A 13078-nucleotide genomic window follows, 5' to 3' on the forward strand; every position below is an offset into this window, starting at 1 on the left:
GTTCGGGCCCGCGGGGGCCACCACGGGGGCGGGAGCGACATGATCGGGATCAAGCGCCGGGCGACGGCCATGCCGCCGCCGATCCAGGCCACCGTCCACCACCGCGCGGAGCACTACGACGGCGCCGTCGGCAGTATCGGCGCCGCCCGCCGGCTGGCGGCCGACTTCCTGCACCAGCTCGCCGCCGAGTGGTACGCCCCGGTCAGCGCGGAGCGGATGCAGGACGTCCTGGTGGTGGTCAGCGAGCTGGCCACCAACGCGGAGCGGCACTCGGGCGGCCCCTACCTGGTGGAGCTCGACGGTGACGCCGAATCCGTCCACGTCACCGTCTGGGACAGCGGCAGCACCCTGCCGCGCGTCTACGCCCCCGACCCGCTGCGGATCGGCGGGCACGGCATGGAGATCGTGCTGCGCCTGTGCGACGGCCTGACGATGGAACTCGTCCCGGTGGGCAAGCGCATCCGCGCCCACTTCGACCTCACCCGCCCCACGGTCGCGTAAGCCCCCACCGCGTCACACCCCCGTACGGACACTGCCCGCCGCCGCGCTCGCCGCCGCGGAGTCCTCCGCTGCGGAAGGTCCCCCCGCCGGACCGGGCGCCTGCCAGGCCGCGGCGCACAGGGAGTTCTCCGCCGCTTCGGCGTACAGCGCGGCACCCAGCCAGGCGCGGGCGAAGTGCGTCGTGTCGGCCGGCAGCAGCCGCCCGAACGGGTCGCGGGCGCGTTCGGTCGCCGCCTGCTGCAGTGCGGCCAGCAGGTCGGCGGCGGTGGGCAGGGCGGACCGGCGCAGGTGCTGGGCGTCGGCCACCAGCGATCCCGGGACGGCGAGGAAGCGGCGCCCGGCCGCGACGGCCTGTCCGAGCCGCCGGTGCAGCAGATGGAGCGGGGCCTGCTCCGACGGTCCGCCGCCGGGCGCGGGGCCGCCCGCCGGCACTCCGGTGGCCTCGGCGGGCAGGTCGGCGCGCTGCAGGCGGTCCAGGCCCAGATCCACCCGGCGTCCCGGCTCCGTGGGGTGCTCGATCGCCAGCAGGTGCAGCCGGGGCTGGGGTGCGGGGACGAGCCGGCCGATGATCCGCAGCCGCGCGCTGGGCAGTGCCGCCAGCATCCGGAGGTTGTCCCGGTGGGCCAGCGCCGGGTGGTCGTGGGCGGCGGCCAGGCGCACCACCAGCTCGCCGCAGCCGGCGAGCAGGCAGTCCCCGCCGGTCTCGCGGGCGGCGCCGAGGAGCGTGACGTCCAGGAAGAGCAGATCGGCGCCCGCGGGCGGGGTGTCCGCGCCGGGGGCACGGGCACGCAGGGCGCGCGCGACCTGCTCCGCCGCCGGGACCGCCCACAGCGCCCCGAGGGGCTCCTCCGTCCACGCGGCTCCCGCCGCGCGCACCGCCTTGACCCCGGCGCCCGCGCCGAGCCGGCCCGTCGGCGAGACCGTCGCCCCGGACAGGGCGAGCCCGGCATGGGACAGCTCCCGGTGGGAGAGGGCGGTGTCGCCGAGCCGCACCGTGCGCCCGGCCGCGGCGGTGGCCCGGCCGGGGCCGCCCGGCGCGACGTCCGAGACCGTGTAGAGGCGGCCGTCGGCCGCCGCGGTCCAGGTGACGGCGCCGGCATAGCCGCCCGCGGTGATCAGCGGTTCGGTGAACAGCCCGTACAGCCGCAGCGATCCGTCCGGCACGTAGGCCTGGCGGGCGGTGCCGCGCAGCGCGGCCAGTTCGGAGCCGGCGGCGTCGGGCAGCCGGTGGGCGGTGGCCAGCAGGTCCCGTACGGCCACGGCCAGGTCCGCCAGCCGGTGGGCCGGGTCGGCGGACCGCGCGGCGCGCAGTCCGTTGACGACCGAGACGGCCGCCGCGGCCGGGCGGGGCAGTCCGCCGAGCCGCGCCGCGTGCGCCGCCCGCAGCAACTCGGCCTGCAGCACGGCCCCGGCGCCCTCGATGCCCGCGTCGAGCACGGCGGCTCCGGCGGCCCACAGGGCTCCCGCCGCGGCCCGCTGCTCGGCGGCCGCGGTCTCCTCCGCGGCGCCCGCGACCTCCTCGGCGGCCGGCGCGGGTGCCAGGGCCCCGCCGCCGGCGTCCGGGGGCGCGGGCGCCGGTTCCTCGTCGGCCACGGGGGCGGCGGACGCGACGGCCGCGCGGTGCAGGCAGTCCGGGGCGAGCAGGCAGCCGCAGCGGATCGCGTCCGCCGTGCTCACCACGCCGCCCGGGGCGTGGAGTTCCAGGCTGACCTCGTCGTCGACCGCGATCCGGACGGTGTCGCCGTCGCGGACGGCGGGCCTGGCGGCGATCTTGGTCGCGGCGGCGTCCAGGCGTTTGCGCAGCCGGGGCGAGAGGGCGCCGACGATCCCGGCGGTCACGACGGGTGCGACAGCGGGCAGCTGGTCCTGGCTCATGCGATCTTCTCCCCTACCCAGCGGGCGAGTTCGAGCGGGCTGAGGGCGGCCACCGGCATGCCGGCGGCGACGAGCTGACCGGCGACGCCGGTCGAGTACCGGGGACGTCCGGCGTCGTCCAGGCTCGCGCAGCCGAGCACGTGGCAGCCGGCCCCGACGAGGGAGCGGACCTCGGAGAGCAGTCCGCCCAGCGGATAGCCCTCCTCGAAGTCGCTGATCACGACGACGAGGGTGCGGGACGGCACGGTCACCAGCGTGCGCGCGTGGCGCAGTCCCGCGGCGATGTGGGTGCCGCCGCCGACGCGGACCTCCAGGAGCAGCGACAGGGGGTCGTGCACCTGGTCGGTGAGGTCGATGACCTCGGTGGAGAAGGCCAGGAAGTGGGTGGACAGGGTGGGGACGCCGGCCAGCACGGCGGCGGTGAGGGCCGACCAGATGGTGGACGACTCCATCGAGCCGGAGACGTCGGTGACCAGCACCAGCCGCCAGTCGGCGGCGCGACGGGCGCGGGAGCGGAAGACCGGCCGCTCGGGGATGACCTGGACGCTGCCGTCCGCAGTCCGGCGCGCGGTGGCGAGGTTGGCGTGCAGGGTGCGCGCCAGGTCGAGCCGTCCGCCGGGGCGGCGGCTGGGGCGGGGCAGCGTCATGCCCGTCATGGCGGGCCGCAGGCGGGTCGCCAGTTGGCGGGTGAGCTCCTCGACGAGGCGGCGCACCAGCGGGCGCAGCGCGCCCAGGCGGGCCTCGGGCAGGCCGCCCGCGTGCTGCAGGACCATCTTGAGCAGGTCCACGGAGGGCCGGACGCTGCCCGCGTCGAGCTCGGTCAGGACGTCGCGGCGCCCGGAGGCGGCCGCGGCGGCGAGCACCTCCTCGCGGATGCCGGGGCCGAAGAGCGCGGCCAGTTCCTCGGACCACTCCCGGACCCCGGGGTACGGGGCCTGGCGGCCGCCGCGGTTGCCCCCGGCGCTGCCGGTGAGGTCCCCGCGTGAGCCCTCGCCGCGGCCGCTGCCGTACAGCTCGTCCAGGGCGGTGGCCAACGGCGCCGCCGACGGCGGCAGTTGGTCGGTACGGCGGCCGAGCACGAGCCGCCACCGGTCGGCGGGGGCGAGCACGCGGTCCGCGGCGGCGCGGTCCGCGGGCTCGGTCGGGGTGGTGGATTCGGTGGGGGATGCGGACGGGGCGGTGGATTCGGCCGGGGCTGGTGCGGTGGGGGTGACGGCGGGCAGCAGGCCCAGCCGGGCCAGCGTCTCGCGGGCGGTCAGGTCGGCGCGGGTCCACCGTGCCAGCGCGGCCGGGTCGATGCCGTCCGTGTCGGTGATGTGGCCGGCGTCGTCGCCGAGCCGGGACTCCACCGTCGTCAGCAAGCGGTCGCGGGCGGCCGGGCTGAGGGTGTCGAAGCCGCCGCGCAGCGCGGGCAGCCGGTCCAGGAAGGCGCTGTCGCCCAGTTCCGTGATCCGCTCCAGCAGCGGATCGAGGACGGGGGCCATGGTCTCCAGCAGCGGGCCCGCCGCGGTGAGCAGGCCGGTGAGCCGGCCGGTCAGGGCCGCCCGGGAGGCGGGGTCGGCGGCCGCGTCGACCCAGGACGCGGTGCGGGTGCCGAAGGCGTGCGGGTCCTCGTGCCCGAGCAGCACCCGCACGGCGCCCGCCGCGGCCGACATCAGCGGTGAGCCGTCGGCGGCCAGCCGGGCGAGCGCGTCGGTCAGCCGGATGCCGCCCAGCGCGTCCGCGCGGTGGGCGAGTTCGAGCAGGGCCCGGGCGTCCGCCGGGTCGTCGGAGCCGGTCAGCCCGTCGACCTGGCGGACGGCCGCGGCGGTCAGCAGTTCGTTGACCGCCGCGGCCCGCTCCCCGCGGGCCGCCTCCTCGCGCAGGCCGGCGACGTGCCCGGCCCTGATGCGGTCCAGCAGCGCGAGGGCGGCGAGCAGTTGCGGCAGGGTGCCGGTGGCGGGCACGCCCTGCCCCAGCTCCTCGAGCCGCTCGTCGGCCAGCGCGGGCAGGCCGCACGAGGCCGCCGCGTCCAACCCGTCGATGGTCTGGGCGGCCGTGGGGCCGCCCGCGTCCCGCTCGGCGCGGTGGCGTTCGCGCAGCAGGCCTTCGGCGGCCTGGGCGGGGGTGACGCCCCGGACCCCGGCGGCGGCCAGCATGGCGGCGGTGGCCGGGGTCCAGCGCACCTCCCAGCGGGTGGTGACCGCGTCGCTGCCGCCCGCGCCCGTCACGGCCGTCGCCTCGGCGTAGGGGATGCCGCACACCGTCAGCCGGCGCAGCAGCAGCTCCCGGCGGCGGTCGAGGTCCGAACGCAGCGGGTCCAGCCGCAGGTCGCGCGCGGCGGCGCGGCCCGCGTCGGCGGGACCGGGCAGGCCCAGCCGGTCGACCTCGTCCTCCACGGCCGGGGCCAGGCCGCTGCGCGGCGCGTCCGGCGCGGGCCGGCCGGAGCGGGTGCCGACCAGCACCCGCTCCAGCGCGCGGGCGACGGCGCGCCCCCGCCCCAGGGGCTCGCCCTGGGTCAGGACCGTCTGCACGGCCTCGATGAGCTCCCCGCGGCCGGGCGCGGGCAGGCCGCGCAGGCGGGCGAGGTCGCCCGCCAGCCGGACGATCTCGCGGGCGTCCGCGGGACCCGACGGGTGGTCCTGCGCGCGCAGGGCGGCGCAGATCCTGACGGCGGTCCCCAGCAGTGCCTCGTCGATGGCGGCGGCGCTGCCCGCCGCCCGCAGGACCAGGTCCTGCCACTCGGGGTCGCGGATGCCGGCCGGGTACCCGGACCGCTCGTCCAGCAGCGGGTAGGTGTACGGGATGAGGGAGACCGTCCACGCCGGGCCGGCGTCCGCGGCCACGGCCGGGGGCGGTGGCGGACCGGCCTCCGGGCCCAGCAGCGCCGGGGTGTGGAAGGCGCCGACGACGACCGCAGCCCGGCGGCCGGCGGCCCGCGCGTCGTCGATCCGGGCGCGCATCCACCGCTCCCGGGCCAGGTCCGACGCCGCCACCCCCGCGCCGCGTTCGGCGTCGTGCCGCAGCGCCCAGCCGGTGAGCAGGGCGGCGCGGCGCAGCGCCTCGGGCGTGGAGCCGGGGGCGGCCGCCTCGACCAGGCGGTCCCACAGGTCCTCGCCCGGGCGCCCGGTCAGCCGGGCGTTGAGCGCGTCGCGCAGACCGGGGCCCTCGGCCCCGGAGCCGCCGTTGCCGGACGGCGCGCGGTCCTCGTGCCAGGCCCGGTCGGACAGCGGCAGGTCGCACGCGACGACCGGGACGCCGCGTGCGGCGGCCCAGCGCAGGGCGGCGAGTTCGGGCGAGAAGTCGGCGAACGGGTAGAAGGCGGGCCCGCGCCCGTCCCCGCCGGCGGCGGGGACGGCGGCCAGGGCGACCGGGGCGCGGGTGTCGGCGTGCGACAGCCAGGGCAGCCACTCCTGCATCTCCGCGGGCAGCTCGACGAGCAGCACCTCCGGTGCGGCGGCGTCGAGCAGGGCGGGCATGACGGCGGCCAGCGACGGCGCGTGGTGCCGGACCCCGATGAGGTACGGGACGGTGGGGCCCGTCAGGGCCGCCACCGCCTCGTCCGGGGTCGTCGGCCGCGCGGGCGGGGTCACGGCGTCGGCCGTGGGCGGAACGGTCATGGCGTCAGCTCTCCAGCACCGAGCGCAGGTCCCACAGGGTGCGCCAGGTCGCGGAGCCCTGCTCGGCCCGGCGGCGTACCGCGCCGTCCCAGTACCCCAGCAGCCGGGCGGCGTCCGCCGGGTCGTCCTTGCGGACGACGCCGAGCAGGTGGCCGGGGAGCAGCGAGAGCACGTCGCGGTCGCCGGGGAAGTACGCGGCGGCCAGCGCCAGTGAGCCGGCCACCGACACGGCCTCCGCGGTGCTCATCACCGTCGAGGGCCGTTCGACCTCCCAGCCCTCGGCCGACCGCCCGTCCCGCAGGTCGCGGAAGGCCGTCACGAGGGCTTCGAGGATCGCGTCGTCGACCTGGAAGGGGGCGCCCGCCCGGGTGACGGCCGCGTGGGCCTGGCGGCGCACCAGGGCGGTCTCGGCGTCCAGGTCGCCGATGGGGCCGACCGTCTCGAAGTTGAAGCGCCGCTTGAGGGCGGCGGACATCTCGGAGACGCCCTTGTCGCGGAGGTTGGCGGTCGCGATGAGGGTGAAGCCGGGGGCGGCGTGCGCGAGGGCGTCCTCCCCGCCGGCCAGCTCCGGGACCGCGATGCGCCGTTCCGACAGCAGTGAGACCAGGGCGTCCTGGACCTCCGGCAGGCAGCGGGTGATCTCCTCGACCCGGGCCACCGCGCCGCGCGTCATGGCGGTGAGGACCGGGGACGGCACCAGGGCCTGGCGGGTGGGGCCCTGGGCCAGCAGCAGGGCGTAGTTCCAGCCGTACTTGAGCTGGTCCTCGGTGGTGCCCGCGGTGCCCTGCACCACCAGGCCGCTGGTGCCGCACACGGCGGCCGACAGCAGCTCGGAGAGCATCGACTTGGCGGTGCCGGGCTCGCCGACGAGCAGCAGCCCGCGCTCCCCGGCCAGGGTGACGACGCAGCGCTCCACCAGCGCGCGGTCGCCGACGAACTTCTGCTCGACCGGCAGCCGGCGCGGCACCCCCTCGGGCACGGCGGCGCCGTCGGGCAGGTGCAGGGTCTCGCCGCCGCTGCCCATCACGAAGGTGACGACGGCGCGCGGGGTCAGCCGCCACGAGGGCGGGCGGGGGCCGCTGTCGTAGGCGGCGAGGAAGGCCAGTTCGGTGGCGTGGCGGTCCTCGGGCGGCAGGACCTGGCGGTCGGCCGCGGGGGAGGCGGTCTCGGTACGGAGGTCGGTGGTCATCGGCGGCGGCCCTTCCGGGTGGCACGGGTGGTGAGTTCTTCGAAGGCGGGGGCGTCGCCGTTCTTCACGCGCTCCCAGGCGAGGGCGAACAGGGCGGGGACCGGCAGCCGCGGCAGGGCCCGGACGTAGTCGCCCAGCGGGTAGAGCCCTTCCTTCCAGGTCTCCACCGGCAGGGCGGGCGACTTGAAGTCGTGCCAGCCGCAGGGCAGGAACAGGCTCCGGCCCGCACGGGACCGCTTGGCCTGAAGGACCAGGTCGGTGGCGGCCAGTTCGGCCCGCGCCTTCTTCAGCCGGGCGGGCTTCCACCCGGTCCAGCGGGCGCAGTCCCGGTCCGTCGGGTCGGGCAGGGCCAGCAGTTGCAGGTAGACCGCCGCCGCGTCCTCGCTCAGCGCGTGGGCGGCGGCCACCTCGGTGACCAGCTCCGGCACCGAACGGGTGGGGTCCTGGGCGTACCCGGTGAGGTCGTCGGGGCCCGTGCCGGCGTTGACGGCCTGCTCCAGGTCGCTGCTGAACAGCGAGCGGATCGAGGCGAGGGTGCCGGCCCGCGAGGGGCCGAGCAGCCCTTCGAGCAGTCCGAAGACCGGGTCGTCGGCGCCGGTGAGGCCCGCCGTGCGGACCAGGGTCGTCTCGATGTCGGCGTACCAGGGGCGCAGCACGAGGCTGTCACCGACCCGGGTCAGCCCGTCGGGCCCCGCCCCGCCGCCGGCGGGCAGGCCGTACGCGGTGCGCAGCGCGATGGCGGTCGAGGTGCCCTTCTCCGTCCACTCCACGTCCAGGTCCAGGATGAGTTCGGGGTCGGCCAGGCGCTCGCGCACGGCGGCCAGTCCCGCGGGCAGATGAGCCCGCAGCGGGTGTCCGTACGGCAGGCCGTAGGCCAGTCCGCTGAGTGCGGCGACGGCGTTGGTGAGGTCGCCGCGGCCGGGGACGGCGGAGGGGTCGTCGGGGACGAGGTCGCCGTCCTTGTCGCGCCGCCAGGTGGTGCGGCCCAGCCACGCGGTGCGCGACGGGTTCAGGACGGCCTCCGCGGCGTCCGTGCGGACGCCGGGCAGGACGTCCGCCAGCTCCTCCGGCAGCCGGACCAGCGTCCCCAGGCGCTCGGCCCACACGCGGGCCGCCGCGTCGACGTCCGGTCCCGTCGCCCACAGGTCGGCCGGGTCGGCCGGCAGCAGGGCGTCGAGCAGGGCCAGCCGGTTGTCGCGGCCGAGCGAGTTCAGCCGCTGGTCGGCCCGCTCCGCCTGGCGGGTCTTGAGGCCGAGGGGGGCCAGCGCGGCCGCGTCCGTCTCGCCGGTGGCCGCCGCGAGCAGCATCGCGGCCTGGGCGGGCCCGATGCCGGTGGCGGCGTCGAACGCGACGGCCGCCTCGGGCCGCCACGCGGCGGCGCCCTGCTCACGGGCGAGGCGGATCAGCGGCAGCAGGCGCTCGTGCGGGAACGCCGGGTCGTGCCGCCGCTCCTCGTGCAGGGTGAAGTCGGCGATCTTGTCGAACGTGCCCTCGGGGTCGTGGTCCAGGGCGAGCCAGTGCACCCGGTTGTTGTCCCGGTTGACGCTCTGCCGGCCGAGGATCACCACGGTGCGGCCGGCGCGGCGCAGCACCTGCCCGACCCGTTCGCGCTTCGTGTTCTCCTCGCACAGCACGACGTCGCGCAGGGCGCCCGGCGGGTCCGCCAGCGGGCCGGCGGAGACCGCTTCGAGGAGCGCCAGCAGGGCCTCCCGGTCCACGGCGGAGGTGCTGGGCGAGGCGGCGCGGTACGCCAGGGGGCGCAGCACGTTCAGGAAGGGCAGCCAGATCATCCCGATGCCGGGGACCGTGCGGGGCTCGCCGCTCCAGCCGTCGCCGAGGGCGGGCAGCGGGACCGGCTCGGGCAGCGGCTTGCCGTCGGCGGGCTTGCCCGACAGGACGTGGTTGACCGACAGGATCTGCTGCAGCGCCGTCCACTCCGGGCCCGCGCCCCAGCGCACGTAGCCGCCCGGCGCGGCGATGCCGGCGCCGGCGGACCGCAGCGTCGTGTCGTCGCCGTGCGCCGGCCGGTGCTGGGCGTACATGCCCTCGGTCTGCGGGGTCCTCTCCGGCTTGGGCTGCACCGGGGCGACGAACGCGGCGGTGGCGAGCACGTGGTCGACAGCCACCCGCACCAGGGCGGTCACCCCCGTGAGCAGCCGCGCGTCGGACAGCGCGGGAAGCGCCGCGGCGACGGCCTCGCGGACCACCGCGTCCGCGGACGGCCCGGTGTACGTCTCCTGCGCGGCGACCGCGGCGCGCCGCTGCTGCAGGGCGGTGATCGCCGCGCCGAGCAGGGCCGCGACGGCCGTGTCGGTGACCGCCCGCAGGGCGGCCGAGCCCTGCTCGTCGCGCGGGCGCAGGGCGTGCCAGAACGCCGGCGGCAGGACGTGGGCGGTGCCCGCGGCGTACTCGCCGCCCCGCTCGCCGACGGTGACCGAGCCCAGGACGCCGGCGGTGCCGGACGAGCTGTGCGCCGGGTGGAGCTGAACGGTGTTGCCGACCAGGGCGGCGACCGGGCCCGCTCCCCCGGGCAGCCGCAGGGCGCCCAGCGGTACCGGGTGGCGGCCGGAGCCCGGGGCCACCGGGAGGGTGACGGTGCGCCCGTCAGGCGTGCCGGCGGTGACCCGCAGCTCGTGGTCGCGGCCCTCGGTCCGCACCCAGCGGCCCAGGACGCTGCCGTCGGTGCCGAACGGGGTGCCCTCCAGGCCGGGGAGCAGCGGCAGCACCTCGCAGTCCTGCTGCGCGAGCCGGGCGTCCTCGCGGATCCCGGACTGCAGGAACGCGGGCAGCGAGGCGCGGCCGTGCGTGCCGCCGGCCGGGTCGTACTCGACCCAGACGAGCTCGCGGCCCTGCTTGCCCTGCCGCCAGTACCCGGTGCCGTCGCCGAGCACGGGCCGGGAGGACGGCAGTGCCGTGTCACCGGCGTGCAGCGTCCGGCCGCCGGTGGCGCGGCCGCCGCCGGGCAGCGGCAGCGACGGGGAGCCGGCCGTCTGCGCGCTCCACCAGTACGGCAGTTGCTCGCCGCCGAGCGTGAACACCTCCGAGGGGCGGCTCGACCAGTAGGCGCGCTGCTTGCTGTCCTCGTGCCAGACGACGAGCAGTTCGCCGTCCGTGTAGCGGAAGTGCGGGCGCCGCCACTGGTCGAACTCGACCGGCAGGCGCAGGTCGTGCTCGAGCAGCACCCCTTCGGGGCCGACGACGACGGCCTTGTCGCGGGTCGCGACGATCAGCGCGGGCCATGCCTCGGCGACCATGATCCAGTGGTTGCGGTCCGGGCGGTCGGCCACGTCGAGCCGCTGGTAGACCTCGTCCAGGGCGGGCCAGCCCAGTTCGTCCACGATGCCCGCGCGCAGGGTGGCGGCCAGGATCGGGGCCAGGTCGTGGGCGCCGACCCGGGCGACGGCCGCGGCGTTGACCCGCGCGGCCACCGGGCGGAACGGGACGATGCGGCTGAGCGCAGCGCGCGAGCCGGGCAGGCCGCTCGCGCCGGTGAACTCCTCGGCGCGGTCGCGCAGCCAGTCGTGCAGCACCTCGCCCAGGACCGGGTGGGCGGCGATCGCGTCGAGCGTGGAGTCGCCGGCGCGGTGGTTGTTGAGGCCGCTCAGCGCGTCGTACAGCAGGCCGCGGAAGCGCGGCCGGCCCGCGACGGCCGTCAGATCGCGGCGGCCGGGGACGTCGTCGGAGAGCCAGTTCTCCACCGGGAGGTGGACCGACGCGCCGGGGGCCGGTTCGGTGAGCGGGACGCCCCAGGCCAGGCAGGCGTCGAGCAGGTCCAGGTCGGCGCCCGCGTGCCAGCGCCCCTGGAAGAGGTCGACCGGGCGCCCGTCGGAGCGCAGCCGGGGGGCCATCCGCTCCACCAGGGCGAGCGTCACCGCGCACCGCTGCGAGCTGGACGAGCCGTGCTTGCGGTGCAGGGCCCAGCGGCTGAGCCAGTCCGCCGGATCGACGTCCGCGGTCCCGGTCTCCTCGGTCAGCAGGGTGTCGGCGCCGGTCTCGGCGAGCAGGGCGAGCCAGGACTCGTCGGCGGAGCGGCCGCTCCCGAGGCCGGTCGGCATGATCTCCAGCAGCCGGGCGCGGACGGCCGGTTCGCTGCCGCCGAGCGCGACGAGGGTGGCACGGTAGGCGGTCCAGAACGAGGCGGGGGCGCGCACGATGCTGGGTGAGGCGAGCAGGTCGGCGACGAAGGCGGACTCGGCGGCGGCCCGGTCGAGGCCCGCGGCCTTGATCAGCCCGCGGGCGTCCTGCGGCAGGGCCGCGTACGGCGGCATCCCCGCGGCGCACCGCTCGACGGCCAGCTGCCGGAACTGCGCCCACGCCTCGGCCGGGTCGAGCCGGCGGGAGAGGTCCTGCGCGTGGTCCTTGAGCGCCTTGACGGTCAGCGCGCCGGCGAAGGCGAACTCCAGGAAGACCGCCCGCTGGCGGTCCTCGTCGACCGCGAGGCCGTGCACGCGCTCGGCGGCCCGCGCCTTGCCGAAGAGCGTCGCGGCGTAGGTGGTGTTGTCGTGCTGCAGGAAGACCCGCGCGGCCTGCTCGTAGAACGTCGGCAGGAAGTGCGGTACGGCCCGGCCGAGCCGGGTGGCCAGCGCTTCGAAGCCGTCCTTCGCGGCGCCCGCGCGGGACTTGGCCTGCCGGGCGAGCCGCTCCATGTCCTTGACGAGGGCCAGCGCGTGGTGGCCGTTGGCCGGGTCGTTGACCAGGGCCCAGGCGGGGAAGCCCAGCGTCTCGCGGCGGACCTGCCCCACCTCGGGGGCGTCGGGTTCGCGGACCAGCCCGAGGAAGTCCAGCGCCAGGTCCTCGGCCTCGCCGAGGGTCCCGGCCACCAGGCGCACCACGCGCCGGTCGTCCAGGACCGGGTGCGTGTAGGTGCGGGCGGTGAGTACGTCGGCGTCGTCACGGGTGACGGTGCCGGGGCGCAGGATCGCGCCGGCGTCGAGCAGGGCCGCGGCCCGGGTGGTGTCGTCGGTCTTCATGCCGTCTGCTCCTCGTCCTCGATGTCGCGTCCCGCGTACAGGGCCGCGGCCATCCGCATGCCCTCCGACCAGGCCACCGGCCCGACCTGGCCGGCCGTCAGCGCCCGTCCCCCGCCGTCGGTCCAGGTGAGCGAGCCGGTCTCGGCCTGCTCGTACCCCTCGTAGTCGCCGATCCAGATGCGGGCCTCGACCGTCCTGCCGTCCTCGACCACCGGGCAGACCGCCTGGCCGCCGCGCGCCCGGTAGCCGAGCTGGGTGGCGCGGCCGTGCAGGAACCGCAGTTCCTTGAAGGTGCCGCCCGCGTAGTCGTCCACCGAGGCGGTCTGCCCGTTCAGGCCCGCCGGGCGGTGCCACACCTCGCGGAAGAGCTGCTGCACCTTCTGGTCGACGCCGAGTTCGACCGCGAACTCCCGCAGGTCCGCCAGGTCCTCCAGCAGCACGGGGTGCGGTATGCGGACCAGTTCGGGAGTGATGCGCACGGTGTCGCCGTCCAGGTCCACCAGGCCCAGGCCCCGGACGGGGTCGGCGTCCCGCAGGAATCCGGCGACGTCGCCGTTCTCGCCCGTGACGACGACGTCGCGCAGGGCCGACTGCCAGGCGGTGTCCTGCCAGACCTGGGCGAGGACCGCGGCCGGGACGGGCAGCGAGCGCACCATCCACCGCTCCACGTCGGCGACGCACTGCCGTTCGTGCCGGTCCAGCCACTCCACCAGCTGGCGCAGCCCCACCACCGCCGGATCGTCGGCCAGCTTCGGCGGCACCGTCTTCAACCGGCGCCCCGCCGCGTTGCGGCAGACCACTTTCCCGTCGTCGAGAGCGACTTGGTAGTCGCCGGCCGGAACCCACCCCATGAGCTGTCTCCTTGGTCAGACGGCCTGGTCCGGGGCATGGCGCAGCGCATGGCACAGCAGAGGAACTCCCCCGGTCGCAGCACCGCCGCGATC

At 77.4% G+C, this 13078-nt stretch carries 6 protein-coding genes; 1 reads left to right on the plus strand and 5 read right to left on the minus strand.

Annotated elements, in window-relative coordinates:
• The first annotated feature begins 39 nt into the window (after window positions 1-39).
• A complete protein-coding gene (locus tag ABZ721_RS21985) occupies window positions 40-501 on the plus strand; it encodes an ATP-binding protein (protein ID WP_358790343.1) in 462 nt (153 codons plus the stop codon).
• Between the two features lie 12 nt (window positions 502-513).
• Here the strand turns inward: ABZ721_RS21985 and ABZ721_RS21990 are convergent, their stop codons facing one another.
• Genes ABZ721_RS21990 through ABZ721_RS22010 form a run of 5 tightly spaced genes read right to left on the minus strand, consistent with a single transcriptional unit; the run spans window position 514 to window position 12985 of the window.
• Window positions 514-2376 (minus strand): hypothetical protein, encoded by a 1863-nt coding sequence (locus ABZ721_RS21990; RefSeq protein WP_358790344.1) that lies wholly within the window; start codon window positions 2374-2376, stop codon window positions 514-516.
• Window positions 2373-5975 (minus strand): DUF5682 family protein, encoded by a 3603-nt coding sequence (locus ABZ721_RS21995; protein WP_358790345.1) that lies wholly within the window; start codon window positions 5973-5975, stop codon window positions 2373-2375. The genes ABZ721_RS21990 and ABZ721_RS21995 overlap by 4 nt, the downstream gene beginning before the upstream one ends.
• A 4-nt stretch (window positions 5976-5979) precedes the next feature.
• Complete coding sequence (locus tag ABZ721_RS22000; protein WP_358790346.1) at window positions 5980-7164, minus strand: AAA family ATPase; 1185 nt, start codon at window positions 7162-7164, stop codon at window positions 5980-5982.
• Window positions 7161-12134 (minus strand): hypothetical protein, encoded by a 4974-nt coding sequence (locus tag ABZ721_RS22005; protein ID WP_358790347.1) that lies wholly within the window; start codon window positions 12132-12134, stop codon window positions 7161-7163. The genes ABZ721_RS22000 and ABZ721_RS22005 overlap by 4 nt, the downstream gene beginning before the upstream one ends.
• Entirely contained in the window at window positions 12131-12985 is an 855-nt protein-coding gene (locus tag ABZ721_RS22010; protein WP_358790348.1) for a DUF4132 domain-containing protein, read from the minus strand. The genes ABZ721_RS22005 and ABZ721_RS22010 overlap by 4 nt, the downstream gene beginning before the upstream one ends.
• Window positions 12986-13078 lie beyond the last annotated feature (93 nt).

Origin of the sequence: Streptomyces sp. NPDC006733 (assembly GCF_040636125.1) — a bacterium.
Lineage (GTDB): Bacteria > Actinomycetota > Actinomycetes > Streptomycetales > Streptomycetaceae > Actinacidiphila.

Coding starts and splice junctions, on each gene's coding strand:
- ABZ721_RS21990 (WP_358790344.1), bottom strand. CDS start 2,376: ATGAGCCAGGACCAGCTGCCCGCTGTCGCACCCGTCGTGACCGCCGGG.
- ABZ721_RS22005 (WP_358790347.1), bottom strand. CDS start 12,134: ATGAAGACCGACGACACCACCCGGGCCGCGGCCCTGCTCGACGCCGGC.
- ABZ721_RS22000 (WP_358790346.1), bottom strand. CDS start 7,164: ATGACCACCGACCTCCGTACCGAGACCGCCTCCCCCGCGGCCGACCGC.
- ABZ721_RS22010 (WP_358790348.1), bottom strand. CDS start 12,985: ATGGGGTGGGTTCCGGCCGGCGACTACCAAGTCGCTCTCGACGACGGG.
- ABZ721_RS21995 (WP_358790345.1), bottom strand. CDS start 5,975: ATGACCGTTCCGCCCACGGCCGACGCCGTGACCCCGCCCGCGCGGCCG.
- ABZ721_RS21985 (WP_358790343.1), top strand. CDS start 40: ATGATCGGGATCAAGCGCCGGGCGACGGCCATGCCGCCGCCGATCCAG.